At 72.3% G+C, this 25,558-nt stretch carries 23 protein-coding genes; 11 read left to right on the top strand and 12 right to left on the bottom strand.

Annotated features, from left to right (window positions below; all coding sequences use genetic code 11):
• Positions 1-111: 111 nt before the first annotated feature.
• The gene (locus tag CG740_RS08530; protein ID WP_100574400.1) at positions 112-1,947 is read right to left on the bottom strand and encodes an endonuclease/exonuclease/phosphatase family protein; all 1,836 of its coding nucleotides are present in this window, start codon (positions 1,945-1,947) and stop codon (positions 112-114) included.
• 310 nt (positions 1,948-2,257) lie between these two features.
• On the opposite strand from CG740_RS08530, the gene CG740_RS08525 reads away from it, so the two are divergent.
• Positions 2,258-3,715, top strand: coding sequence for a hypothetical protein (locus CG740_RS08525; protein WP_100574399.1), 1,458 nt, complete (start codon positions 2,258-2,260; stop codon positions 3,713-3,715).
• 234 nt (positions 3,716-3,949) lie between these two features.
• Here CG740_RS08525 and CG740_RS08520 read toward each other — a convergent pair whose 3' ends face one another.
• The 3 genes from CG740_RS08520 to CG740_RS08510 all read right to left on the bottom strand — a co-directional run bounded on the left by CG740_RS08520 (position 3,950) and on the right by CG740_RS08510 (position 6,204).
• Complete coding sequence (locus tag CG740_RS08520) at positions 3,950-5,167, bottom strand: beta-ketoacyl-[acyl-carrier-protein] synthase family protein (protein ID WP_100574398.1); 1,218 nt, start codon at positions 5,165-5,167, stop codon at positions 3,950-3,952.
• Between the two features lie 296 nt (positions 5,168-5,463).
• The gene (locus CG740_RS08515) at positions 5,464-5,643 is read right to left on the bottom strand and encodes a hypothetical protein (protein WP_100574397.1); all 180 of its coding nucleotides are present in this window, start codon (positions 5,641-5,643) and stop codon (positions 5,464-5,466) included.
• A gap of 9 nt (positions 5,644-5,652) precedes the next feature.
• Positions 5,653-6,204 carry a flavoprotein gene (locus CG740_RS08510; protein ID WP_100574396.1) on the bottom strand — a complete coding sequence of 184 codons (552 nt, stop codon included), beginning with the start codon at positions 6,202-6,204 and terminating at the stop codon, positions 5,653-5,655.
• A 117-nt stretch (positions 6,205-6,321) separates the two neighbouring features.
• On the opposite strand from CG740_RS08510, the gene CG740_RS08505 reads away from it, so the two are divergent.
• The 3 genes from CG740_RS08505 to CG740_RS39580 all read left to right on the top strand — a co-directional run bounded on the left by CG740_RS08505 (position 6,322) and on the right by CG740_RS39580 (position 7,994).
• Positions 6,322-7,512: a helix-turn-helix domain-containing protein gene (locus CG740_RS08505; protein ID WP_100574395.1), complete on the top strand. Its 1,191-nt coding sequence runs from the start codon at positions 6,322-6,324 to the stop codon at positions 7,510-7,512.
• Positions 7,513-7,623: 111 nt separating this feature from the next.
• Positions 7,624-7,827: a hypothetical protein gene (locus tag CG740_RS08500; RefSeq protein ID WP_100574394.1), complete on the top strand. Its 204-nt coding sequence runs from the start codon at positions 7,624-7,626 to the stop codon at positions 7,825-7,827.
• A complete protein-coding gene (locus CG740_RS39580; RefSeq protein WP_159030256.1) occupies positions 7,824-7,994 on the top strand; it encodes a hypothetical protein in 171 nt (56 codons plus the stop codon). The genes CG740_RS08500 and CG740_RS39580 overlap by 4 nt, the downstream gene beginning before the upstream one ends.
• A gap of 157 nt (positions 7,995-8,151) precedes the next feature.
• Here the strand turns inward: CG740_RS39580 and CG740_RS08495 are convergent, their stop codons facing one another.
• Both CG740_RS08495 and CG740_RS08490 read right to left on the bottom strand, forming a co-directional pair.
• The gene (locus CG740_RS08495; RefSeq protein WP_100574393.1) at positions 8,152-9,366 is read right to left on the bottom strand and encodes a TerD family protein; all 1,215 of its coding nucleotides are present in this window, start codon (positions 9,364-9,366) and stop codon (positions 8,152-8,154) included.
• A gap of 202 nt (positions 9,367-9,568) precedes the next feature.
• A complete protein-coding gene (locus CG740_RS08490; protein ID WP_100574392.1) occupies positions 9,569-10,378 on the bottom strand; it encodes an NAD-dependent epimerase/dehydratase family protein in 810 nt (269 codons plus the stop codon).
• A 329-nt stretch (positions 10,379-10,707) separates the two neighbouring features.
• Between CG740_RS08490 and CG740_RS08485 the strand changes: the two genes are divergently transcribed.
• The 3 genes from CG740_RS08485 (at position 10,708) to CG740_RS08475 (ending at position 13,861) form a co-directional block, all read left to right on the top strand.
• Entirely contained in the window at positions 10,708-11,715 is a 1,008-nt protein-coding gene (locus CG740_RS08485) for a 5-dehydro-4-deoxyglucarate dehydratase (protein ID WP_100574391.1), read from the top strand.
• The gene (locus tag CG740_RS08480; RefSeq protein ID WP_100574390.1) at positions 11,712-12,854 is read left to right on the top strand and encodes a hypothetical protein; all 1,143 of its coding nucleotides are present in this window, start codon (positions 11,712-11,714) and stop codon (positions 12,852-12,854) included. Before CG740_RS08485 ends, CG740_RS08480 begins: the two co-directional genes overlap by 4 nt.
• A 218-nt stretch (positions 12,855-13,072) precedes the next feature.
• Positions 13,073-13,861, top strand: coding sequence for an HAD family acid phosphatase (locus tag CG740_RS08475; RefSeq protein ID WP_100574389.1), 789 nt, complete (start codon positions 13,073-13,075; stop codon positions 13,859-13,861).
• A gap of 46 nt (positions 13,862-13,907) precedes the next feature.
• Here CG740_RS08475 and CG740_RS08470 read toward each other — a convergent pair whose 3' ends face one another.
• The 5 genes from CG740_RS08470 to CG740_RS08450 form a co-directional block, all read right to left on the bottom strand.
• Positions 13,908-15,368 (bottom strand): peptidoglycan D,D-transpeptidase FtsI family protein, encoded by a 1,461-nt coding sequence (locus tag CG740_RS08470; protein ID WP_100574388.1) that lies wholly within the window; start codon positions 15,366-15,368, stop codon positions 13,908-13,910.
• A gap of 133 nt (positions 15,369-15,501) precedes the next feature.
• On the bottom strand, positions 15,502-16,158 hold the full coding sequence (locus tag CG740_RS08465; RefSeq protein ID WP_100574387.1) for a response regulator transcription factor: 657 nt from the start codon (positions 16,156-16,158) through the stop codon (positions 15,502-15,504).
• Entirely contained in the window at positions 16,155-17,387 is a 1,233-nt protein-coding gene (locus CG740_RS08460) for a sensor histidine kinase (RefSeq protein WP_100574386.1), read from the bottom strand. The genes CG740_RS08465 and CG740_RS08460 overlap by 4 nt, the downstream gene beginning before the upstream one ends.
• The gene (locus CG740_RS08455) at positions 17,387-18,409 is read right to left on the bottom strand and encodes a hypothetical protein (protein WP_234376149.1); all 1,023 of its coding nucleotides are present in this window, start codon (positions 18,407-18,409) and stop codon (positions 17,387-17,389) included. The genes CG740_RS08460 and CG740_RS08455 overlap by 1 nt, the downstream gene beginning before the upstream one ends.
• Positions 18,410-18,904: 495 nt before the next feature.
• Positions 18,905-19,675, bottom strand: coding sequence for an IclR family transcriptional regulator (locus tag CG740_RS08450; RefSeq protein WP_100574385.1), 771 nt, complete (start codon positions 19,673-19,675; stop codon positions 18,905-18,907).
• A 168-nt stretch (positions 19,676-19,843) separates the two neighbouring features.
• Between CG740_RS08450 and CG740_RS08445 the strand changes: the two genes are divergently transcribed.
• Both CG740_RS08445 and CG740_RS08440 read left to right on the top strand, forming a co-directional pair.
• Positions 19,844-21,373 carry an aldehyde dehydrogenase (NADP(+)) gene (locus tag CG740_RS08445; protein ID WP_100574384.1) on the top strand — a complete coding sequence of 510 codons (1,530 nt, stop codon included), beginning with the start codon at positions 19,844-19,846 and terminating at the stop codon, positions 21,371-21,373.
• On the top strand, positions 21,370-21,981 hold the full coding sequence (locus CG740_RS08440) for a DUF1349 domain-containing protein (RefSeq protein WP_100574383.1): 612 nt from the start codon (positions 21,370-21,372) through the stop codon (positions 21,979-21,981). Before CG740_RS08445 ends, CG740_RS08440 begins: the two co-directional genes overlap by 4 nt.
• Positions 21,982-22,205: 224 nt before the next feature.
• Here the strand turns inward: CG740_RS08440 and CG740_RS08435 are convergent, their stop codons facing one another.
• Positions 22,206-23,597 carry an MFS transporter gene (locus tag CG740_RS08435; protein ID WP_234376148.1) on the bottom strand — a complete coding sequence of 464 codons (1,392 nt, stop codon included), beginning with the start codon at positions 23,595-23,597 and terminating at the stop codon, positions 22,206-22,208.
• Between the two features lie 70 nt (positions 23,598-23,667).
• On the opposite strand from CG740_RS08435, the gene CG740_RS08430 reads away from it, so the two are divergent.
• Both CG740_RS08430 and CG740_RS08425 read left to right on the top strand, forming a co-directional pair.
• On the top strand, positions 23,668-24,627 hold the full coding sequence (locus CG740_RS08430) for a GlxA family transcriptional regulator (protein WP_100574382.1): 960 nt from the start codon (positions 23,668-23,670) through the stop codon (positions 24,625-24,627).
• A gap of 131 nt (positions 24,628-24,758) precedes the next feature.
• Positions 24,759-25,472: a DsbA family oxidoreductase gene (locus tag CG740_RS08425; protein ID WP_100574381.1), complete on the top strand. Its 714-nt coding sequence runs from the start codon at positions 24,759-24,761 to the stop codon at positions 25,470-25,472.
• Positions 25,473-25,558: the final 86 nt, after the last annotated feature.

Here is a 25,558-nt window from a genome sequence, read left to right as displayed (position 1 = left end):
ACGTTGGCCGTCTTCGCCCGGCGGCCGTCTCCCGGTCGCCGCCTCCCGGCCCGGGCGGGCGGTCGTCGTGCTGCCTGACGACCGACCGACCGCCCGCCCGGGCGCGTACCGCTACGGGTGGAAGCGGATGATCTGCGGGTCGTGGTCGCTGGTCTGGTTCGCGAACTCCGCGTTGATGTGCACGCTGTCGTAGTCGAAGCCACGGATCGCGGGGCTGGTCAGGACCTGGTCGAGGACCTGGGTGTTGCCCTGGTAGACGTAGGAGTAGCGCTCCTTCTTGGGCAGCGTGCGGTAGGCCGAGCGCAGCGCGCCGCCGTCCTCCAGGGCCTTGGTCGTGCCCGAGAAGTCGAAGTCGTTGATGTCGCCGACGGCCAGGACGTCCGCGTGCTTGTCGACCGCGAGCAGCTGCTTCACGAAGGCGTTGACGGCCTGCGCCTGCTGGAGCCGCTTGGCCTCCGAGGAGCGCGGCACCGGCTGGTGCTGCGAGACCAGGCTCTCGTCGCCGCCCTTGGAAGCGAAGTGGTTCGCGATCACGAAGACCGTCTTCCCCTTGAACACGAACTCGCCGGCCAGCGGCTTGCGGCTGTCCGCCCAGGCCGCGTTGGACGGGTCGATCCGGCCGGGGGAGAGCGTCAGGGCCGGGTGGCCCTTGGTGCCGGTGACGCCGACGGCGGTCTTGTAGTCCCCGCCGGGCCGGTCGGTGAAGGAGACCCGCGCCGGGTTGAACAGGAAGCCCTGGCGGATGTTGCCGCCGGGCTCGCCGCCGTCCTTGTTGTTCTCCGGGTCGATCGAACGCCACTGGTAGGCAGGGCCGCCCGCCGCGACGATCGCGTCCGTGAACTTCTTCACGGTCGCCGAGGCGTCCACCGTGCCGTCGTTCTTCGCGCCGTTGTTGTCCTGGATCTCCTCCAGGGCCACGATGTCCGGCGAGGCGAGGTTGGTCACCACGCCCTGCGCCAGCGCGTCGAACTTGGACTGCGGGTCGGTCGGGTCCAGGTTCTCCACGTTGTACGTGGCCACCGCCAGCTCGCCGGTGCGCTGCTTGCGGGTCACCTCGCGCTTGAGACCGTTGTCCTTGACCGTGCCGAGCGTGCGCGCGGTGATCGTGTAGCCGCCGAACTGGTTGAAGTCCAGGGGGCCTTCGGTGCTGCCGGTCAGGGTGTCGCCGACGTTCGCGGTGGGGAAGGGCTGCTGCGCCGTCGGGATCAGGCTCTGGATCTGGAGCCGCCCGGTGTTCTGGTCGTGGTACGAGGAGTACAGCGAACCGCCGCGCGCCGTGCGGTTCTCCTGCGGCTTCACCGTGACCCACAGCTCGGAGTACGGGTCCGTGGCGCCGACCACCCGCGAGGTGCCGATGCGGACGTTCATGCCCTCCAGGGACTCGTAGTAGTCCGTGGCGTACTTCTTCGGCTGGAGAGTCAGTCCGTTGACGCTGTTGCCGGCCGCCGGGTCGCCGTTCGGCGTGTAGCGGTCGGGCACCGAGCGGGCGGTGATGACGACCGGGGCGGGCACGGCGTTGCCCGAGGAGACGACCGTGACGGTCGGCTTCGACAGCTCGGTCACCGACTGGTTGCCCGAGGCCGCTCCGCCGGGCACGTACTCGGTGACGGTTGCCGAGACCTCCACCGCGTCGCCCACCGCGACCGTCGGGTTGGAGCCGGTGAAGACGAAGACGCCCTCGCTGGTCGCGGGGTTCTTGTCGGGCTGGGTGTCCTGGAACCAGAAGCCCTTGGAGGACCCGTAGGTGCGCACCCCGGTGACGACCCCGGTCACGCCGGTGACCTGCTGGCCCGCCAGCGGGGATATCCGGGTGGTGCCCTGGATGTCGTGGATCTTCGCCGGCACGGGGGCGGCGGGGGCGGCCTGCGAGGAGGCGGCACAGACCAGGCCGGCGGCGAGTGCGGCGGCGACCACGGCGGACACGGCGGCGGTTCTGGGAACGGGCATTCAGGTACTCCGAGGGTGATGAGGGAAAGGGGCGTGCATGTGGCGGTGCGGTTCTACGCGCGTCAATCTCTTGTCTGGCAAGGGGAGTTGTCAAGAGGTGACGGGTAGACGGCTACCGACGGGTAGATGAACCCCTGGGGGAGGCCGGTGGGAGGCGGCGGGGCCGGAGCGTGCCGAACGGTGCGCGGGCCGGGTGCGTACGGGCGGCGCAGCGAAACCCGGTGAAATGCGTCTACGCTGGGTGCCGCTCGACACCGCGGACCCAGCGCGACCCGAGCACCCAGACCGTACGGCCGAGGAGTACCCCCAGATGTCCGGAGACCGCCCCACCCTGCCGCCGGTTCGGCTGAACTCCGAGGCGGAGCTGGCCCGGGACGCGCTGTCCGCCCCGCTCATCGCCCGCGCCGTGCGGCTCGCCCGCTGGGCCGGACCCGACACCCGGGTCGGCGCGGGCGGCGAACTCGTCGAGGAGCAGCTGCCCGCGGCCGCCGCCGAACTCGGGCTGGCCGACGACCAGGACGGCCCGGCGTACGCGAGCGAGGCCTGGCGGGTCGCGGTCGACACCGGCCTCGTCGATGTCCAGGACGCCCCCGAGGCCTCCGGCGATGAGGACGAGGACGGCACGGGCACCGCCTCCGTGGGCGAGAACCTCGGCGTGCTCACCGCCGGATCGCCCTCCGATGTGCTCGCCATCTGGCTGGACGCCTTCGACGTGGTCTTCGCCGATGCCACCGCCCCTATGATCGACGACTTCGCCGACCTGGTCGGCGAGGACGGCGAGATCGACTTCGAGCGCCTGGAGTGGGACCCGGAGGAGGAGGCCGACTTCCTGGAGGGCGTCCTCGGCAACCTCTACCTGCTCACCGTCAGCGAGGGCGGCGCCCCCGAGGGGCCGGTGCCGCTGCCCGCGCTCGCCGCCTCGATGATCGTCCCCGACGACATGGGCGAGCCCACCGACGACATCCTGGAGCAGGTCTCCGACGCGATGATGCGGCTCGACGACCAGTTCCGGCTCCTGGAGCCGATCGGCCTGGTCGAGTACGAGCCCGTCGACGAGGCCCTGATGGCCGACGTCGGCGACGAGCCGGCCCCGCCCGTCGACGACGAGGACGTGGCCCGCTACGGCATGGTCCGGCTGACCCCGCTCGGCCTCTACGGTGTCCGTGCCCGGATGCTGGAGGCCGGGGTGGACGCGCCGGCCGTCGGCGACCTGGCCGACAAGGGCGCCGACGCGCTGCTCGACGGCATCGCCTACTTCCCCGAGCTCTCGGCCCGCGCCGAGACCGAGCAGTGGCTGGCCCGGCGTCAACCGGCCGATGCGGCAAGCGAGTTGCTCGCCGCGGCCCGGGGTGACGACGCGGGCGGCCCGCTGCGCCGGCTGCACTGCCAGCAGGCGCTCGCGCTCACCGGCGCCTCCGCCGAACCCGCCGTACGCGAGGTCCTGCCCGACCCCGAACTCGGCGGTCTGGCCCGGGTCTGGCTCGCCGAGCGCGGGGCCGCCGACGTGCCGCCGCCCTCCGAGACGATGATCTTCTGGCTGGCCATCGACACCATCGCCGCCCAACTCGCGGTGGAGGGCGACCTGGAGGAACTCCAGGAACTCGTCGAGGGCCTGGTCGGCCAGCACAGCGGCTTCTTCGACGCGGCCTGGCGCGTCGAGCACCCCGCCACCGCGGACGTCCTGGAGGCGATGGGCCGCCTCCACCCCGACAAGTCCACGGCCAAGGAAGCGCGCAAGGCGGCCTTCAAGGCCCGCTCCCGCGTCTGATCCCGCCCGCGTGCGGGTTGCCTTCCGGCCTCGCGTGCGGGTTGCCTTCCGGCCTCGCCCGCGGATCGTCTTCCCCGTCTCGCCCGCGGGTTGCCCTTCCCCGGCCCCCCTGATGTAGCCCTTCCCCGGCCTCCTGATGCTTCTGCTCAGGGGGCCGGGGTCGTACAGGGCCCCTGGGTGTGTCCGGGGCCACTCCTCGGGGCCGCCGGCCGCAGGGGCGGGGCGGCCGGAGCGTCAGGCGCGGCCGAGCACCAGGCTCACGTTGTGCCCGCCGAACCCGAAGGAGTTGGCGAGCGCCGCGTCCCAGGAGCCCCGGCGGTTCTCGCCCGCCACCACGTCGAGGGAGATCGCCGGGTCGAGGCGGTCCAGGTTGCGAGTGGCGGGTGCGGTGCCGTCGCGCAGGGCGAGCAGCGCCGCGATCGCGCCCACCGCGCCGGACGCGCCCAGCATGTGCCCGGTCATCGACTTGGTCGCCGTGACCACCGGATGCGTACCGATCGCCTTGGCCACCGCCTCCGCCTCGGCGAGGTCGCCCGACGGCGTGGAGGTGGCGTGCGCGTGCACCACGCCGATGTCCGACGGGCCCAACTGCGCGTCCCGCAGCGCCGATTCGATCGCCCGGACCTGGCCGGCCACGTCCGACGCCGTGATGTGGTCCGCGCTGGACGTCACCGCCGCGCCCGCCACCGAGCCGTACACGCGGGCTCCCCGCGCCCGCGCGAACTCGGCCCGCTCCAGGACGACCAGGCCCGCGCCCTCGCCCATCACGAACCCGCTGCGGTCCGCGTCGAAGGGCCGGGACACCGCGGCGGGGTCGCCGTCCTGGGGCGAGAGGGCCTTCATCTGCGCGAACGCGGCGATGGTGAAGGGGTGCAGACACGCCTCGGTGCCGCCGGCCACCACTACGTCGGCGCGCCCCGCCCGGATCAGGTCCAGGCCCATCGCGATGGCCTCGGCGCCGGACGCACAGGCGCTGACCGGGGTACGGGCCCCGCCCTGCGCGCCGAGCTCCATCGACACCCAGGCGGCGGGGCCGTTCGGCATGAGCATCGGCACGGCGTACGGCGAGAGCCGCCGGGCTCCGCTCCGCTCGAACGTGTCGTCCTGGCCGAGCGTGGTCAGTACGCCGCCGGTACCGGTGCCGATCACCACGGCGAGCCGCTCCGGGGCGACCTCGGGGGCGCCCGCGTCCCGCCAGGCCTCGCGGGAGGCGATCATCGCGAGTTGTTCACAACGGTCAAGCTTGCGGGCCTCTACGCGAGCGAGCATCGACAGCGGGTCCACGGATAGCCCGGCCGCCACCCGGACCGGCGACCCGGCCGCCCACTCCTCCTCGATCAGCGTGACCCCGGAGGCCCCCTCCAGCATTCCCGCCCAGGTGGAGCCCGCATTCGCGCCGAGCGGGGTGATCGCGCCGAGGCCGGTGACGAGTACTTCTGCAAGATCGCTCATACCTCGACCCTGCCAGGGGATGGGGCGGGGTGGGGAGGGGGCGGGTGCAGCGATTTGTCCGGGGGGTGTTGTGGGGTTCCGACAGGTTGGGCCTCTGCGGCCGGGCGATTCTCGCGCGGTTCCCCGCGCCCCGCGCCCCGCGCCCCGGGCTCGTGTCCGGCCGCGAACCGTGTGGGGTTGCTCGCGCGGTTTCCCGCGCCCCTGCCGTACCGATCGCCCGGAGCGACGAGTCGGTGAAACCCGACGACGAGCTGGACATCATGTACCGCGGTCAGATGCAGCCTTCCGGCGCGATCTCAAGCCGCCTCGGTCACGTCCCCGCGCAGGCCCTCCGGGCGCACCGCCACAGCCCACTCCACCAGCAGCTCCAGATATTCGTCGGACCCGAGCCCGCCGCCATCGACGAGCCCGCGAATCTGCGCGTTGATCACCGCAGCGGGGCGCGCGGGGCCAGGAGTGGCAGGTGTACGAGGCATGTACCTAGGCTACTGCGGGGCACTGACAATCGACTCTGCCGCATCCAGCGCGATCCGCCACGGATAGCCCTCCGGCCGGCGCTCGCCCGGCTGGTTCGGCACGAACCCGCCTTCCCCGTACAGCACCGTCACCCCGGCCCCGCGCAGCACCGCCACCGACTGCTCGAACTGCGGATGCCGCACGTAGGCCGCGTTCACGCACGGCATCGTCACCGTCGGAATCCGCTTGCCGATGCCCTCGGCGACGACGCCCACCACGAAGTTCGAAGTCAGTCCGAGCGCCCAGGCGTTGATCGTGTTGAACGTGGCCGGCGCGACCAGGATGACGTCTGCGGGCGGCCAGACGTCCGGCTCACCCGGCCTCTTGTACTGGCTGCGCACAGGATGCCCCGTCAGGGTGGCCAGCCCCGACAGGCTCTCCTCCAGCCAGGATGCGGCCGTCGGCGTCAACCCCAGGCACACGTCCCAGCCTTCGGCCTGGGCCTGCTCGATGACGTGGGCGACATCGAACGCCGGTGGTGCGGCCGAGCAGAACAGATACAAGGTCCGTTGCGTCGTCATGTCACCAGTGGATCACATGCAACGGGCCCCCGAACGTGGGGAATCGGGGGCGGATCAGGCCTCGGGCGGGGCCCGCGCGCGTACCGTTCCACATGACGAGCAGGGAACGGAGCCACTATGCCGAGACTGGACGACGACCACACCGGCAACCGCATCAAACAGCAGCGGAAGCTGGCCCGCCTCACCCAGAAACAACTGGCCGAGAGGATCCCCTACTCGTACAGCCTCCTCAACCAGGTCGAATGCGGCGCCAAACCGGCAACCGTCGACCTCTTGGCGGCTGTCGCGCACGCCCTCCGGATCGACGTCACCGTGCTGACAGGACAGCCTTACGTGACCGAACTCCAGCAAGACCGCCTGGCCGTGCTGGTCCGGCCCATCCGCGAAGCCCTCGACCTGTACGACCTGGGCGCCGACGACGTCATCGTCGCGAGCCCCGCGGCCAAGCTGCTGGAGGCGGCGGACCAGTTGTGCGCCGACGTCAGAGCGACCCGCCTCCGTAGGGCCGCCGGCCGGCTGCCCGGCCTGATCGCGGAGCTCACCACGGCGGCTTGGCGGGCTCCGTCGACCGAACTGTGGCATGCGCTCGCCTCGACGTACCGCACCGCCCACGACATCACCGTCAAGCTCGGTTACTACGACCTGAGTTCAGTAGCCCTGGACCGGCTCGGCTGGGCCGCGCAACGCGCCTCCGACCCCTGCCTCGACAGCCTGCGCCAGTACATGCGCGCCCTCGTGTACTTCCGTGAGGGCGACTACAGCATCGGACAGCGCCTCATCAGTTCCGGCCACAGCACCCTCGGCGCCGCCGAAGTCACCCGGGAAAGCGTCGCCGTGGCCGGCCAACTGCATCTCGGTGCTTCGGTCATCGCCGCCCGGGCCGACGACAGCCATGCCGTCGAGACCCACTTGGCCGAGGCGGCCGACCACGCCCGGCGGGTCGGGGACGCCTCCGACGTGCACTGGCTGTCCTTCGGCCCGGCCAACGTGGCCCTGCACCGCATGTCGGCGGCGGTGGAGATGCGGCGGTACGACGACGCTGTCGAACTGGCCAAGAGGATCGGGCCCAAGTTGCCGCCCACTCTGGCGACTTCCCGCCGCTCGCACTTCCTGATCGACCAAGCCCGCTCCGAAATGGAGACCGGCCGCACCGAAGCGGCACTCGCCTCCCTCGTCGAAGCCCGGCACGCCGCCCCGGAGCAGACCCGCTACCACCCGGGCGCCCGCGAGACGATCAAAGGCCTGGTACACCTCTCGCGCCGGACCTCCGAGAGCCTCGGCCACATGGCCGCCTGGATCGGCCGCTGACGCTCATATCCTGACCTGCCAACGCTCACGAAAATCGTGAGCGTTGGACGCTTGCCGGCCCGCCATCCTGGATTCCGTACCTGATCAACCGCGATCCCGAGGACGGTCGGCATGAGCGACAAGCCTGCAATCGCACCCCACGAGTGCGCGTACTGCGGGAAGGCAGGGGCGGACCGCTGCGTGCGCCTGTCCGCCCCGACGAGCGGCTCCGCCAGCCCGGTGTACGCCCACGAGGGCTGCGCCGGGGACCGTGGCATCAGGCCGCTGTACCGCCTCACCGCACAGCACACCGTCCGGCTGGACCAGGCGTCATGACGCTAGGTGTGAGCGGCACCAAGTTCTGCATCTACTGCGACCGGCCCATCGTGGGCGTCGCCGTCCCCGCGAGCCAAGCGGGTGCGTGGGCCTCGGCGAGCGGGGCCCGCCCCGACAACTGGAAGCACCTGAACGGCGACCCGGCCTGTCGCACTCCGCGACGGTAACCGCGCAGCTCAGGTCATAGGTCGACGGCAGGTTACCCATGCGCACGGGGCCGCGCCGGGAGGGCGGGGGCCTCTCCGGCCCAGGTCGCGTCCGGAGAGGCGGTCACCTGCCACACTGCCGCGCATCACGCGCCCCGGGCCGCTGACCAGCAGACAGCTACAGCGCCTCCGCTCCCGGCTTCACCATGCCCCGCGCCGTACGGGACTTCACGAAGGAGCCGAGCGCCGTCATCTCCCACTCGCCGGAGAACTGCCGGATCAATTTGGCCATCATGACCCCCGTCTGCGGCTCCGCGCTCGTCAGGTCGAAACGGACCAGCTCCTCGCCGCTCGTCGCGTCGATCAGACGGCAGTACGCCTTGGCGACCTCCGTGAACTTCTGGCCGGAGAACGAGTTCACGGTGAAGACCAGGCCCGTGGCCTCCGCCGGGATGCGGCCGAGGTCGACCACGATCACCTCGTCGTCGCCCGCGCCCTCGCCCGTCAGGTTGTCCCCGGAGTGCTTGATCGCGCCGCCCAGGATGGAGAGCTTGCCGAAGTAGCAGCTGTCCAGATGGTTGCGCTGCGGGCCGTAGGCGATCACCGAGGCGTCCAGGTCGATGTCCTTGCCGCGGAAGGCGGGCTCCCAGCCCAGGCCCATCTTCACCTGGGAGAGCAGCGGACGACCGCCCTTGACCAGGGACACCGTCTGGTTCTTCTGGAGGTTGACCCGGCCCTTGTCCAGGTTGATCTTTCCGGCGCCCACGGGGGCGGGCGCGGCCGGGGCTGCCGGTGCCGCAGGGGCTACCGGGGCCGGGGCGGGGGCGGCGAGACGGGGGTCGGCCGGCGGGGCGGCCGGCGTCGGAGGGGCGGCCGGGGCCGCCGCGGGCTGCTCCTCGACCGAGACCCCGAAGTCGGTGGCGATCCCGGCGAGGCCGTTCGCGTATCCCTGACCCACCGCGCGGGCCTTCCAGGCACCGCCGCGCAGATAGATCTCCATGACCACCAAAGCCGTCTCGCTGCCCAGTTGGGGCGGTGTGAACGAGGCGATCACTCCGCCGTCGTCCCCGTTGCGCAGGGTGGCCGTGGGCTCGATGCCCTGGAACGTCTGGCCCGCCGCGTCCGGGCTCGCGGTCACCACGATCTTCTCGATGCCGGGCGGCACGGCCGCGGTGTCCACCACGATCGCGTCGGGCGCGGTGCCGCCGCCCGAGCGGTAGGTCACGCCGGGGCCCTGCGGCTGGTTGTAGAAGATGAAGTCGTCGTCCGAGCGGACCTTGCCGTCTGCGGTGAGCAGCAGGCCCGAGACGTCGAGCCGCACGGGGGCGGCCACGTCGACCGTCACACGGGTGGTCGGGAGCGGGAGGTTCGAGCCGGGGGTCATTGCGGTCATGCCCCGGAAACGAGCGGCGCAGCTTTACGGTTCCTTGAACCTCGACGAACCTCGACGAACCTCGGCCAGCCTCGGCCAGCCTCGGCCAGCCTCGGCCAGCCTCGGCCAGCCTCGGCCAGCCTCGGCCAGCCTCGGCCAGCCTCGGCCAGCTTCGACGAACGATGAACCCCGACCCACGCCCCCCCCGGCCGCCCCCCCCGCGTCAGTGCGGCCAGATCGGCGGATTGGTGGTGAACTCGCCGCCGAGGCGGGCGCCCGCCGGCTTGGCCGGGTCGAGTTCGCCCTGCTCGGCGACGAGCTTGTCGGCGTACTGCTCGGAGTCGTCGTGCGGCTCGTAGCCGAGCGCCCGCGCCGACGAGAGGTCCCACCACAGGCGGGTGTTGGCGGACGACCCGTACACGACGGTGTGCCCGACGCCCTCGGCCGTCAGCACGGCGTCGAACAGCCGCGCCGCGTCGTCCGGGCTCAGCCAGATCGACAGCATCCGTACGGACGTGGGCTCCGGGAAGCACGAGCCGATGCGGACCGAGACGCTCTCCAGACCGTGCTTGTCCCAGTAGAACTGGGCCAGGTCCTCGCCGAAGGCCTTGGACAGGCCGTAGAACGTGTCGGGGCGGTGGGGGACACCGATCGGAATCAGCGGGTCCGCGGCCTGCGGGCGGGGCGTGAAGCCGACCGCGTGGTTGGAGGAGGCGAACACGATCCGGCGCACGCCCTCCTCGCGCGCGGCCTCGTAGAGGTTGTACGTGCCCTCGATGTTGGCCCGGAGGATTTTGTCGAAGGACGATTCCAGCGAGATCCCCGCCAGATGGAGCACCGCGTCGACCCCGCGAACCGCCTCGCGCAGAGCGCCCCTGTCGGCGAGGTCGGCGGTGATCGCGTCCGGCTCGCCGGGGACGGGCAGTGCGTCCAGGAGCCGCAGCTCGTATCCGTACGACGGGAGCAGCCCCCGCATCAGGGTGCCGAGCCCCCCGGCGGCGCCGGTGAGCAGGAGGGTGCGGGGGCTGGGCATGGGCTCTCCTCGGGGTGCGGGGCCGTCCGGACGGCACTCGGGTCGGGGGCGGCGCAACCGCCCGAGCCATACATCCATGGACAACATTCACATGCATGGACACGCTAAGGAGCCGGGGCGTGCTGAGTCAAGTGTCGCGCCGGGGGCCTCAATCCGCCCGTCCGCCAAGGCTGTTGACCTTGACCGTCGCCGGGGCGCGGGCTTAGTTTGGAGGAGTTCAGAGATATGGACAGTAGTCAGAATTGTGCACGTCGTGTACTGCCGGACGCCGCGCCGCGCAGCGCCGCGCGACGGTTTCGGCCCGACGGTCCTCGCCCAGGGAGCAGCCCGTGACCTCAGCCCCGCTCGCCGCCCGACTCACCCACGTGGGCGGACCGCTGTTCTTCCCCGTGACCGCGTACGGGCCGGACGGCGGTCTCGACCTCGACGTCTTCCGTGCTCATGTGCAGGGCGGCATCGAGGCCGGTGCGGCCGCCGTGTTCGCCTGCTGCGGCACGGGGGAGTTCCACGCCCTGACCCCGCAGGAGTTCCGGGCGTGCGTCGCCGCGGCGGTGGAGGAGAGCGCAGGGCGCGTGCCGGTGGTCGCGGGCGCGGGGTACGGGACCGCGCTCGCCGTCCAGTACGCCCGGCTCGCGGAGGAGGCCGGGGCCGACGGGCTGCTCGCGATGCCGCCCTATCTCGTCGTCGCCGATCAGGCCGGCCTGATCGACCACTACTCCGAGCTGGCGGCGGCGACCTCGCTCGACGTCATCGTCTACCAGCGCGACAACGCCGTGCTCACGCCCGAAACCGCCGTCGCGCTCGCCCGCGTCGACGGGATCATCGGGTTCAAGGACGGTCTGGGCGACCTCGATCTGATGCAGCGGATCGTCAGCGCCGTACGGTCGGCGGGCCTGAATCCGTTGTACTTCAACGGGCTGCCCACCGCCGAACTCACGGGCCTCGCCTACCGGGGCATCGGCATCACCCGGTACTCCTCCGCCGTCTTCTGCTTCGCGCCCGACATCGCGCTCGCCTTCCACCGGGCTCTCGAATCCGGTGACGACGCGCTGGCCAACCGCCTGCTCGACGGCTTCTTCGTGCCGCTGGTCGAACTGCGCAACCAGGGGCGGGGGTACGCCGTCTCGCTGGTCAAGGCGGGGGTGCGGCTGGGTGGCCTGGACGTCGGCGGAGTCCGCCCGCCCTTGAGCGAGCCCGAAGCCGGCCATGTCAAGCGGCTGGCCGTCCTGATCGAGCGCGGGCGGGCGCTGCTCGCCGGAGGCGAAGCCGGGGGAGCGTCCGGTGCCGGTGCCGGTGCGGGTGCGTCCGGTGCGGGTGTGCCCGGGGTGGGCGAGTGAAGACTTCCGCTTTCCTGTACCCCTGGGACGTCCTCGGGGATCCCGACGCCCCGACCCGCATCGCCGACCTCGGCGTCCGTCAGGTGACGCTCGCCTCCGCCTACCACTCGACCCGGGCCCTGACGCCCCGTCACCCGAAGCATCGCATCGTCACCGCCGAGTATGCCTCGGTGCTGTATCCGCCGAGCGAACTGTATTGGCGGGGGCGGGAGTTGAGCCCGTACGCGGCCGGCTCCTGGGCGCCGGGCGACGCGTTCGGCCGGGCCGCGGATGCCCTTGCGGCGGCCGGGCTCGACATCCACTCCTGGGTGGTGCTCGCCCACAACTCCCGGCTCGGCGCCGAGCACCCCGGGACCTCCGTCGTCAACGCCTACGGTGACCGCTACCCGTGGGCGCCGTGCATCGCGCAGCCCCGGGTGCGCGCGTTCCTCGCCGCCCTCGCGGCGGAGGCGGCGGTGCGGCCGGGGGCGCTCGGCACCGAGCTGGAGTCGTGCGGCTGGTACGGCCTCGCGCATCTGCACGCCCACGACAAGCTCGCGGGCGTGGCCCTCGACGACACCGCGCAGTACCTGATGTCGCTCTGCTTCTGCCCCTCGTGCGCACAGGGCTACGCGGAACTCGGCCTGGACGATGGTGAGTTGAGGGCACGGGTGCGGGGGGCGCTGGAGCCGGTGTGGCGGGGCGGGACGGTCGGCGCGTCCGGCACCGAGCTGCTCGCTGCGACGCTGGGCTTCCGTGCGGGGGCGGCGCGGGCGCTCCAGGAGGCGGCCGTGGCGGCGGTGCGGGGCCGGGGCGGCGCGGAGTTCCAGGTGCTGCTGCACGCGGACCCCCGGGCGTGGCGGAGCGGGGCGAACGCGGGGGTGGACGCCGAGCACGTCCTCGGCTTGGCCGATGGGGTGGTGGTGCCGTGCACGGGCGGGCCGGAGCTGCTTGAGCCGTTCGTGGCGGTGGGGTGCGAGGGGGCCGTGGTTGCCGCGAACCTCACGGTGGTGTCGGGGATGGGGGGTCGGCCCCTGTCGTTGGCGGATGACGCGGCGTGGGCGGTGGCGTTGGGGGCGACGGAACTCCGGCTCTACCACGCGGGGTTGGCGTCGGACGCGGACCTTGAGGCGGTGCGCAGGGCGGGCGTGGCGGGGTAACCCCCGCCCCGGGGGCGGGGGGCTGCCGGGTGCTGCGCCCCGGGACCCTTGGTCCGGCTGGGGACCGTACGTGGTTGCTCCCGCAGTTCCCCGCGCCCCTGAAAGCCCGTGGCACGGGCAGACTTGGTCGGTCCGGCTACCCCCGGTAGGACACGGTGCGGCAAAGATTCCCGCATCCGCCCTGGCGGGACGCGTGTGATGCGCGTAGACAAGCGCCCATGCGCATTCTCACTAAAGCCGCCGCCACCACCGCCGCCCTCGCCCTCACCGGCGTCGCCGCCTATGGCGTCGGCGCGGCCTCCGCCGACAACTCCGTGCCCAAGTCGGACCGCGAGATCCCCAACATCACCAAGGTCGAGGACAAGATCAACGCGTACTACGGCGGCACGGCCGACGCCTCGGGGAACTTCCAGGCGTCGCCCAGGAGCAACTACGCCCAGCAGGTCGCGGACATCGAGGCCCGCGCCAAGCGGCAGATCAAGCACGCCGCCGAGCACCCGGGGCGGGACGGCCGTAAGCCCGCCATCGTGCTCGACGTCGACGACACCACGCTGCTCACCTACGACTACGAGAAGAAGAACGGCTTCGCCTACAACGCCGCCGCGTTCGACGCGTACGTACGGAGCGCGAAGTCGATCGCCGTGTTCGGCATGCCGGACCTCGTCAACTACGCCGCCAAGAACGGCGTCACCGTCTTCTTCCTCACCGGACGCGATGCCTCGCAGCGCACCGCGAGCGCCGTCAACCTGACCGGGGCCGGCTACGACGTGCCGGTCGACCCCGCCCACTTCTTCCTCAAGGACAAGGCCAACCCGCCGGCCTACCTGAGCTGTGCCAAGCCCACCTGGACCTGCTCGACGGTCGATTACAAGGCCGGCACCCGCCAGCACATCGAGTCGCTCGGCTACCGCATCGTGGCCAACCTCGGCGACCAGTACACCGACCTCTCGGGCGGCCACGCCGACAACACGTACAAGCTCCCGAACCCGATGTACTTCCTGCCGTAAGGACCCCTCCGGTCCGGGGCGCGCGCCCCGGACCGGGCCCCTCGCCTCACTGCGAAGCCAGCGCCGCCTTCATCATCGCCTGGGCGACCGGGCCCGCCAGGCCGTTGCCGCTGACCTCGGAGCGCTCGGCGTCGGAGTCCTGGATGACCACGGCCACCGCGACCTGCTTGCCGGTCTTCGGGTCCTTGGCGAACGCGGTGAACCAGGCGTACGGGGTCTTGGAGTTGTCCACTCCGTGCTGGGCCGTACCCGTCTTCGCGCCGACCTCCAGGCCGCCGATCTTCGCGTTGGAGCCGGTGCCGTCCGTGACCACCGAGATCATCGCGTCGTGCATCTGCTGGGCCGTCTTCGACGACATGATCCGCTTGCCGTCCGAGTCCGAGTAGGACTGGAGCGTGCTCCCCTTGGAGTCCGTCACCTTGGACACCATGTGCGGCGAAGACATCACCCCGTCGTTCGCTATGGCCGCGGACACCATCGCCATCTGCATCGGGGTCGCCGTCACATCGAACTGGCCGATGCCGGACAACGCGGTCGACGACTTGTTCATGTTCTTCGGGTACACACTCGCCGAGGCGCGCACCGGCACGTCCAGCGCGGAGTCGTTGAAGCCGAACTTCTCGGCCATCGCCCGCACCTTGTCCTGGCCCAGGTCCACGGCCATCTTGCCGAAGACGTTGTTGCAGGAGTATTCGAGCGCGGTACGGATCGAGGCGTTCTCGCAGGGCGCCGACGCCGACTCGTTGCGCAGGTCCGTCGTCGTGCCCGGCATCCGGTACGGATTGGGGCTGTCGGTCTTCGCGTCGATGTCCGGATAGAGCCCGTTCTCAAGCGCCGCCGAGGCCACCACCAGCTTGAACGTGGAGCCCGGCGCCAGCGGCTGGCGCAGCGCCCGGTTGAGCATCGGCTGGCTCTTGTCCTCGGACAGCTGCTTCCACGCGTCGCCCGCCGCCGAGGACGAACCCGCGATCTTCGACGGGTCGTACGACGGCGTGGAGACCATGCCGAGGATGCGGCCGGTCTTCGGGTCCATCGCGACGGCCGCGCCCTCCTTGTTGCCGAGCGCCTGGTAACCGGCCTTCTGCACCGCGGGGTCGATGGTGGTCAGCACGTCCCCGCCGGGCGCCCGCTGCCGGGTGAGCGCGTCGAGAGGGTTCTGCATGCGCGGGTCGCTGCCGTCGAAGATCTTGGCGTAGATCCCCTCCAGCTGGGTCGACCCGAACACCTGCGAGGCGAAGCCGGTGACGGGCGCGTACATCGGTCCGTCCTTGTAGCTGCGCTGGTAGGCGAGGTCGCCGCTCTTCGTCCTTTCCGATCCGGTGACCGGGGAGCCGGCCACGATGATGTCCCCGAGCGGCTGCGAGTACTCCGCGATGGTGTTCCGCCGGTTCAGCTTGTCGTCCGCGAGGGCCTGGCCTTTGTAGAACTGCACATAGGTGGCTCGACCGAGGAGGGCGAGCACCATCAGCAGACAGAAGACCGAGGCGCGCCTGATTGTCTTGTTCATCCCGTACGCAAGACGGACGGGGCAGAGTGTGGAGTTCCACTTGTCCGGGTTTCTCAGGAAACCTTCATCGGCCGTAGGGAGAACCGGCGGCGGGGTCGCACGAAAGGCCGTGACCGGGGCCCTACGAAGGCCCTCACCGGGGGCGTACGAAGCCCGACTCGTACGCCGCGATCACCGCCTGGGTGCGGTCGCGGGTGCCCGTCTTGGCGAGGACGGAGGCGACGTGCGTCTTGACCGTGGCCGGACCGACGCCCAACCGCTCGGCGATCTCCGCGTTGGTGCGGCCCGTCGCCATCAGGCGCAGCACCTGCGCCTCGCGCTCGGTGAGCCGGGCCGTCCAGGGATGGGCCGTGGCGTGTGCGGGCGCGTGGCGGGCGGCCAGTTCACGGATCTGCGCGGGGAAGAGCAGCGAGTCGCTGCGGGCGACCAGGCGGACCGCCTGGATCAGCTCCTCGGCGGCGCCCCGCTTGAGCAGGAACCCGGCGGCGCCCGCGCGCAGCGCGTCGTACACATGGCTGTCGTTCTCGAAGGTCGTGACCACCACGATCCTCGGCGGTGCGGCCAGGGTGGCCAGGATCTGCTCGGTCGCGCGGATACCGTCGATCCCGGGCATCCGGACGTCCATCAGGACGACGCCGGGCAGCCTGTCACGCACGACCGACACCGCCTCCGCTCCCGTGGTGGCCTCGCCGACGACCTCGATGCCCGGCTCGGCGTCCAGGATCACCCGCAGCGCCGTACGGACCATCCGCTCGTCGTCGGCCACCACCACCCGGATCGCGTCGCTCATCGGGCACCGCCGATCGGCAGCCGCGCGCTGAGCCTCCAGGCGCCGTCGTGCGGGCCGGCAGATGCCTGGCCCCCGAGCAGCGCGGCCCGCTCGGCCATGCCGCGCAGCCCGCGCCCGCCGCCGGGACGCACCGCCGGCTCCGCGCCGGACAAGGAGTTCTCCATGGTTATCGTCAACTCTCCTTCTCTCACGGCTACTTGCAGAGTTACCGGTGAACTCCCGCCGTGGCGAAGGGCGTTGCTCAGCCCCTCCTGGACGATCCGGTACGCCTCGCGCGAGACGAGTTCGGGCAGGCGGGATGCGTCGCCCTCCAGGGCGTACCCGACGTCGAGGCCCGTGCGTGCCAGCAGACCCTCCAGGGCGGCGAGATCCGGGGTGGTGGGATCGGGGGCGTCGGGGTCGTCGTCCTGACGCAACAGGCCCAGTACGGAATCGAGTTCATCCACCGTGCGCCGGGTGGTCTCCTCGATGGCGGCCAGGGCCTCGCGGACGAACTCGGGATTCGAGTCCAGGACCCGCCGCGCCGCGCTCGCCTGGAGGGTGACCGCGCTCAGGGCGTGGCCCACCGAGTCGTGCAGCTCGCGGGCGAGGCGGTTGCGCACCGCGAGTTCCGCCGCGCGCTGTTCGGCGGCGGCGAGGCGGTCCACGGGCGTCGGGCCGAGGAGTAGGGGCGCGAGCCGGGCGAGCAGTGCGCCGGCCGCCGCCGAACAGGCCGCGAGGGCCAGCAGCATCGCGATCCCGGCGGCCGGGGCGAGGGCGATCCCCCAGTCGGTGGCCAGCGGGCCGCCCGTGCTGTAGACGCTGTGACGCAGGCCCGGGAAGACGGGCAGCGCGATCAGGAACACCGTGAACGGCGGCAGCACGAGGCTCGCCCCGCTCAGGATCCCGCCGAGGGCGACATGCAGGGTGTACCAGGCAGAGGTCCGCAGCCGGGCGTCCCAGGAGCGCGCGGGCCCGTCGGCGAGCGCCACCGGATCCACCCCGCACAGCGCGCGGACACCGAGCACGAGCAGCGGCCGGGCGATGGGCACCAGGCCGGACGCGGCGGCCAGGGGCAGCGCGAGGGCGAACGTGACGAGTGCGAGCGGGAAGGAGTCGAAGGAGCCGGCGCCGTGTGCGGTGCCGCCGACGACGACCGAGCCGACCAGGAAGTACGGCATCAACAGGGCGCCGCCGATGACCAGATGGATCCAGCGGTGCCGGGCCCGGGCGCCCAGCAGTGCGCGCATCACGGCTTGCGGACCGGGGGGTCGACCGAAGGGTGGACCGGGGGGCGGATCCCGGCGCGATCGCGCTCGCGCCCGCGCTCGGTGAAGAAGTGGGTGCCCATCACGACGACCAGCGTGCCGGTGATCATCTGCACAGCGTAGGTGAGGCCCATCGTGAGGGTGGGCCCTTCGCCGGCACCGCCCGTCGTCGTCAGCGCGGAGAGCCACAGCCAGCCGCCCCAGCAGGCGGTGGCGCCCGAGCCCAGCCACGCCAGGGCCAGGGGAAGCCGCAGTGGCAGTGAGCGGCGCAGCCGGAAGGCGGTCATCAGCGCACCCGCCGCGCCCATCAGGGCGAACACCGCGAAGACGGCTTCCAGTACGTACTGGTCGGCGCTCCGCCCCTCGGCCAGGGCCGGACTCAGGCCGCGTCCCGAACCCGTCGCCCAGAGCAGGTGCGCCCCGGCGGGCAGCAGTGAGAGGGCCGCCACCGTGACGGCCGCTCGGCGCGGCCCCGCCGTGGCCGGGGGGAGTTCGCCGATCCGGCCGCGCAGCAGGTGTCCCCAGCGGTCGCGGGCGTACAGCGTGAACAGGGTGCCGAGGGCCAGGCCCTGGACGATGAAGCCGGTGTAGACGACCGCGAAGACCCATGTGTCGAGGAACGGGTCGGTGCTGGGGGCGGCGGGTTTCGCGGTCGACCCGACCGTGTGGAGCAGGAGTTGGAGGGGATAGCCGGTCATGACGGGGGCGAGCAGGCCGGTGGCGATCCACATCGGGAGCGCGAGCAGCCACGCCTGCACGCGCAGGCCCCAGGGGCGGGTCAGCAGGTACGCGAGGACGACCACGCACGAGTCGAGGAGGATCGATGCGGTGTTGGCTGTCGCGATGTGGGCTCGGTGGGCCAGCAGCACGCTGTGGTCCGGGATGCCCAGGTGACTGCCCGCGATCCAGGCGGCCTTCAGGCAGAGGTAGGGGAGGCAGGCGGTGATGGCCACGGCGCGGAGGGCTGTGCGGGGCCGCCGCCGGGTGGGGGTGGTGAGGGTCATGCCCTCACGCTCCCGTGGGGGTGTCCCTCGGCGCGTCCTGCTGGGCGGCGATCCGGCTCCGCCGTGCGGGGGAGGCTCCGCCGGGGTGCGGGGTGCGGGGTGCGGGGTGCGGGGTGCGGGGTGCAGGGTGCGGGGTGCAGGGTTGCGGGGTTGGCGGGGCGGGGCTTCGCCCCGGGCCCCGATGCCGTCGCCGTTCGGCTGCGGGCCGTGGCTGGTTGCTCGCGCAGTTCCTCGCGCCCCTCGCCCGTCTTTGGCCTCGGGCTGTGGGTGGTTGCTCGCGCGGTTCCTCGCGCCCCTTGCCCCGTTTTTGGCCTCGGGCTGTGGGTGGTTGCTCGCGCGGTTCCTCGCGCCCCTTGCCCCGTTTTTGGCCTCGGGCTGTGGGTGGTTGCTCGCGCGGTTCCTCGCGCCCCGTAGGCGGACCGGGACTTGTTGGTCGCGGTCGACGCGGGGGAGCCGCGCACCTGTCACGGGCGCGCGCCCCCAGGGGCCCGGGTGTCAGAGGCGGCGGGTGGCCAGGGTCAGGCGGTCTCTCGCGTCGAACAGGGCGTCCTTCACCATCTGTTCGTGCGCGGGGGTGAGTCGGGCCACCGGTACCGAGCAGCTGATCGCGTCACGGGCCGGGGTGCGGTACGGGATCGCGACGCCGAAGCAGCGCAGGCCCAGCGTGTTCTCCTCGCGGTCCACGGCGTAGCCCTGCTCGCGGACGAGGTGCAGCTCCTCGATGAGCTTCTCGCGGTCCGTGATGGTGTGCTCGGTGAGCTGCTGGAGCGTCTCCGGCAGGAGCTTGCGCACCTGCTCGTCGCTGTGCGTGGCGAGCAGCGCCTTGCCGAGCGAGGTCGAGTGGGCGGGCAGGCGCCGCCCGACCCGGGTGAAGGGGCGCAGATAGTGCTGGGACTGGCGGGTGGCGAGGTAGACCACGTTCGTGCCGTCGAGCCGCGCGAGGTGGATCGTCTCGGTGGTGTCGTCCGAGAGGCGGTCCAGGGTGGGGCGGGCCGCCGCCACCACCTCGTCGCCGTCGATGTAGGAGGTGCCCACGAGGAGAGCCCGTACGCCGATGCCGTACCGGGTGCCCGTGGCGTCCGTCTCCACCCAGCCGAGCTCCACCAGCGTGCGGAGCAGCATGTACAGGCTGGACTTGGGGTAGCCGACCGCCTCCTGGACCGCGGCGAGGGAGTGCATTCCGGGACGGCCTGCGAAATACTCAAGCAACTCGACCGTGCGCACCGCGGACTTGACCTGTGCTCCACCTGAATCGGCAGCCGACATCCCAGCACCCCGCTCCTTCTCGCCCTGGCTTCTTGCCAAGGCGGAACACCCGTTAATAGAGTCCCAGCATATTCAGCATCGGGAACTCTGTTCAGAATACCGAACAAGTTCTGATGGGCGGCAGGAGCGGACCGAGCAGTGGCGGACCGGGCAGCGGAAGGACTTGCGGTGAGCGCAGCAGCACCAGTCTGGAGTGTCGACCCCCGAACGGGGAAGCCGCGCGAAGAGGTTGCGGTCGAAGCCACGCCCGAAGAGGTCGACCAAGCGGTCCGGGCCGCCCGGGCCACCCGGGGAGCGCTGGCCGACCTGAGCGTACGCGCCGGGTTCCTGCGGGCCGCGGCCGACCTGCTGGATGCCTCCGCCGAGCACGTCGTGGAGGCCGCCGACGCCGAGACCGCCCTGGGGCCGGTCCGGCTCACCGGCGAACTCGCCCGCACCACGGCCCAGTTGAGGGCATTCGCGGAGGCCGTCGAGGAGGGCTCCTTCCTCGACATACGGATCGACCACGCGGACCCGTCCCGCACCCCGCCGTGGCCCGACCTCCGGCGCGTCAAGATCCCGCTCGGTGTGGTCGCGGTCTACGCGGCCTCCAACTTCCCGCTCGCCTTCTCCGTGCCCGGCGGCGACACGGCGAGCGCCCTCGCGGCCGGCTGCCCGGTCGTCGTCAAGGCGCACCCCGACCACCCGGCAACCTCCGAGCTGTGTGTCTCGCTGCTGCGCCGGGCCGCCGTCCGGGCCGGGCTGCCCGAGGACGTCGTGGTCCTGGTGCACGGCTTCACCGCCGGCGTCGAGCTGGTCCGCCACCCGCTGGTCTCGGCCGCCGGGTTCACCGGTTCCGTGCGCGGCGGGCGAGCCCTGTTCGACGCGGCGGCGGCGCGGCCCGTGCCCATCCCCTTCCACGGTGAGCTCGGCTCGCTCAACCCGGTCGTGGTGACGCGGGCCGCCGCCGAGGAGCGCGGCGAGGCGATCGGGGCGGGGCTCGGCGCTTCGATGACCATGGGTGTCGGCCAGTTCTGCACCAAGCCCGGCTTCGTCCTGGTCCCGGCGGGCACGGCGGGCGACGCCCTGCTCAAGTCGCTGACCGCGGCCGTCTGCGACACCGACGCGGGGGTCATGCTCGACCACCGGATGCGGGACGCGTTCGTCGCCGGGGTCGCCGAGCGGGCCGCGCTGCCCGGCGTCGAGGCGCCGGTCACGGCCGGCGCGGGCGGCGAACACACGGTAAGCGGGGGCTACTTGACCGTCCCGGCCGCTTCGCTCGCGGCGCCGGGCGCGCACGATCTGCTCCTGGAGGAGTGCTTCGGGCCGGTCACCGTCGTGGCCCGCTACGCCGACGAGTCCGAGGTCGGCGAGGTGCTCTCGCGGCTGCCGGGCAACCTCACGGCCACGCTCCAGCTCTCCGCGGCGGAGGCGGAAGGGGAGGGGGCTGGGGGACAACTCCTGCGGGAACTGACCCAGTTGGCGGGCCGAGTGCTGGTGGACGGCTGGCCCACCGGGGTCGCGGTGGCCCCGGCCCAGCACCACGGCGGCCCCTACCCTGCGGCCACCTCCACCTCGACCTCGGTCGGCGCCACCGCCATCGAGCGCTGGCTGAGGCCGGTCACGTACCAGAGCACCCCCGCGGCCCTGCTGCCGCCGGAGCTGCGCGACGACAACCCGCTGGGCCTGCCCCGCCGAGTGAACGGAACCCCCGCATGACCGTGCGCCTGCCCGAACTCCCCTTCCCGCTGGAGCCGTTCGGGCCCGAGGCGGACTGGACGTACGACGACGGCGTCCTGTCGGTACGGGCCGGGGCCCGCCAGGACCGGTTCGTGCCGCCCGCCGGGGAGGGCCTGGAGCCCGCCTCCGACGCGCCCCGGCTGCTGGGGGCCGCCCCCGCGGGCGACTTCCAGCTGATCGCGCGGGCCACCGTCGGCTTCGAGGCGCCCTTCGACGCGGGTGTGCTCTACGTCCATGTCGGGGAGCGGCAGTGGGCCAAACTCTGCCTGGAGCTCTCGCCGCGGCGGCCCACCATCTGCACGGTCGTCACCCGGGGGCTCTCGGACGACGCGAACTCCTGGGAGGTGGAGGGGGACAGCGTCTGGCTCCGGGTCACCCGGACGGGCAAGGCGTTCGCCTTCCACGCGTCCGTGGACGGCGAACGCTGGGTGTTCGTACGGGTCTTCGCGCTCGGCACGGCGCAGGAGAGCGCGGTGGCCCGGGTGGGGTTCCTCGCGCAGTCGCCCACGGGTGAGGGGTGCGCGGTGGCCTTCGACTCCGTCGAGTTCCGGGGGTACGCGCCGGACGATCTGCGCGACGGCACGTGACGGGGGCGCTGGGGCTCCGCCCCAGACCCCGCTCCTCAAACGCCGGAGGGGCTGAAGTGCGGCGTCGATCGGCTGCGGACCGTGGGCCCGTTCGCGCCCACGCGGCGGAGTTTCGCAGGTCACGATCCCGCGCCCCTCGGCACAGGCACCTTCAGCCTGTCCGGCGCTTGAGGACGAGCGCCCTCAAGGCGCGAACGGGGTCCGGGGCGGGGCCCCAGGGCGCCTCAGCCCCCCAAGCCCCCACGGGGAAGCCGCACCGTTCCCACCGCCGCCACCGCGAACAGCGCCGCCGCAAGGAGCAGGCCGAGCCGCAGGCCGGGAACGAAGCCCGCGGAGCCCGCGACGAGGGAGCCGAACACCGCGATGCTGAGCGCACCCGCGACCTGCCGGCCGGCGTTCAGCACCCCCGCCGCCAACCCCGCCCGCTCCCGCGGCAGCGCCTCCATCATCGCGGCGGTGAGCGCGGGCACCGAGATGCCGCAGCCGAGGGCGAGCGGCACCATCAGGAACGCGGTGAGCAGCGTCGGCGTGTGCTCGTCGGCGAGCAGCAGCACCAACAGGCCAACCAGGGCCGTGAGTTGGCCGACGAGCAGGGGCACACGCGGGCCGAAGCGGTTCGAGAGCCTTCCGGACAGCACGTTCATGACCGGGATCAGTACCGTCATCGGCAGGAACATCAGCCCCGCCGTCAGCGCGGACTCGCCCCGCACCCGCTGGAAGTACAGGCTGAAGACGAACACCACCCCGTAGAACGCGACGCTGGCCGCCGCGCCCGCGCCCATCGCGACGGCCACGGTCCGGCGGCGGAAGAGGCCGAGCGGCACCACCGGGTGCGCCACACGCCGCTCGACGAGCCAGAACGCGAGCCCCGCGGCGACCGCGAGCCCGCCCGCCACCACGCGTACCGCACCCTGCTCGATCACCGCGAAGGCGAGTGCGGACAGTGCCACCACGGCCGTCAGCTGGCCCGGCAGGTCGAGCGGTGCGGGGCGGCGCCCGGTGCGCGGGGCGCGGGCGGTGAGGGCGAGGGCCGCGAGGCCGAGCGGCAGGTTGATGAAGAAGATGCCCCGCCAGCCCCAGGCGGTGGTCAGCGCGCCGCCCGCGACCGGGCCGAGCGCGACCGCCACCGAACCCCCGGCCGCCCACATCGCCACCGCCCTGGCCCGGCGCTCCGGGTCCGGGTAGGCCTGGCGCACCAGGGCGAGCGAGGCGGGCAGCACCACCGCGGCCGCCGCGCCCTGCACGACCCGGGCGCCGATCAGCACGCCGAGGCCGGGGGCCAGGCCGCAGGCCGCCGAGGCCAGGGTGAAGACGACCGTGCCGAGCGCGTACGCCTTCGCCGAGCCGATCCGGTCGGCGAAGGCGCCGGTCGACAGCATCAGCGCGGCGAAGGTGAGCGTGTAGGCGTCCACCACCCACTGGAGCCCGGACATGCCGCCGCCGAGGTCGCCGCCGATGGCGGGCAGCGCGACGTTCACCACGGAGGCGTCCAAGGTGATCAGGGCGAAGCCGAGCAGGGCGGCGGTCAGGGTGAGGGCGGGGGAGGGGCCGCCGGACGGCTCGTGGGCCAACTGGCCTTCGGCGGGCGTGGTTTGGAGTGCGGTGTTCGCTGGCATGCCCCCAGCTTGGCGAGTGCGCGACGCGTACAGTAGTGGCCCGAATGCCATACGTCCGGAGGTTCTGGCCATGCCGCTGCACCGGGTCGCCGTCATCGCGCCCTCGCCCGTCTCGATGTTCAACCTCGCCATCCCGGAGCTGCTGTTCGGGAAGGTCGAGGTGGACGGCGGTCCCGGCTACGAGGTGATCGTGTGCACCCCCGAGCCCGGCCCGATCGCCACGACGGGCGGGCTCGATCTGTACGTGGGCCGGGGTCTGGAGGCGGTCGAGGGCGCCGACACGGTCCTCGTCGCGGGCACCGGGGAGCGCTACGAGCCGGACCCCCGCACGGTGGCCGCGGTCGGCCGCGCCGCGGCGGCGGGCGGGCGCGTCGCGTCCATCTGCAGCGGCGCCTTCGTGCTGGCCGAGGCCGGGCTGCTGGACGGGCGCAGCGCCACCACGTACTGGGAGCTGGCCGAGGAGCTGCGCAGGCGCTATCCGGCGCTCGATCTCAAGGGCGACGTCCTGTATGTCCAGGACGGCAATGTGATGACGTCCTCCGGATACGCCGCCGGGATCGACCTGTGCCTGCACATCATCCGCACCGACTACGGCGCCGCCGTCGCCAACGCGGTGGCCCGCGGTGCGCTGGTCGCGCCGGTGCGGCCGGGCGGTCAGACCCAGTTCACCCAGACCCCGCTGCCCGCCGAGCGCGGGGAGGTCTGCGCGGACACCCGCGGCTGGGCGATGCGCAACCTCGACAAGCCGCTCACCCTGACCGACCTGGCCCGGCACGCGGGCGTCAGCGTGCGCACCCTGACCCGGCGCTTCCACGCCGAGAGCGGCGTGAGCCCGCTGCAATGGCTCCTCCACCAGCGCATCGAGCGGGCCAAGGAACTCCTGGAGACGACCGGCCTGCCCATGGACCGGATCGCCACGGCCAGTGGCCTGGGCACCGCCGACTCCCTGCGCGCCCATCTCGTCCGCCGCACCGGCCTGACCCCGACCGCCTACCGGGCCACCTTCAGCAGGCTCACGGTGGCGGCCTGATCCCTGCGGCGGCCCGAGCGGGGCAGGCTCGCGACAGGGCCCGAACCGTGCCGCGGGCCGAGCGGGAATGGGGCGGAAGGTGCACGCGTTGACGGGGAACGTACGACCTTCAACAAACTGAGAGAAGTGACATGCGCGTCGAGATCTGGAGCGACATCGCCTGCCCGTGGTGCTACATCGGCAAGGCCCGGTTCGAGAAGGGCCTGGCGGAGTTCGCCCACGGGGACGACATCGAGGTGGTCCACCGCTCCTTCGAGCTCGACCCGAACCGGCCCAAGGGCGATGTCGACCCGGTGATTCCGATGCTGGCCAAGAAGTACGGGCGCACCCTGGAGGAGGCCCGTGCCATGGAGGCCAATGTCGCCGCCAACGCGCACGCCGAAGGCCTCGGCTACCTCGCCGACGGGCGTGACCACGGGAACACCTTCGACATCCACCGCGTCCTGCACCTGGCGAAGGCGCGCGGGCGCCAGAGCGAGCTGCTCGACCTGGCCTACCGGGCCAACTTCGCCGAGGAGCGTTCCGTCTTCGACGCCGAGGCCCTGGCCGCCATCGCGGTCGAGGCGGGGCTGGAAGAGGCCGAGGTCCGTGCGGTCCTCGCCGACGAGAGCGCATACGCCGACGAGGTGCGCGCCGATGAGCGCGAGGCGGCCGAGCTCGGCGCCAACGCCGTCCCGTTCTTCGTGATCGACCGCAAGTACGGCATCTCCGGCGGCCAGCCCGCCGAGGTCTTCACCCAGGCCCTGGAGCAGGCCTGGCGGGAGCGCACCCCGGTACCGGCCCTCAAGACCGTCGAGGGCGACGCGGAGGCCTGTGGGCCGGAAGGGTGCGAGGTTCCGCGCTGATCCGTCCCGTCGGCCCGGCCCCTGGGCGCTTTTCATAAGCATCGCTTAGGGGTATCCGACGATTTTGCCCAATTGACTTGGGGTTG

This window comes from Streptomyces sp. CB01201, from assembly GCF_002803085.1.
GTDB lineage: Bacteria > Actinomycetota > Actinomycetes > Streptomycetales > Streptomycetaceae > Streptomyces > Streptomyces hundungensis.
This window is presented reverse-complemented; position numbering and strand designations above follow the sequence as displayed.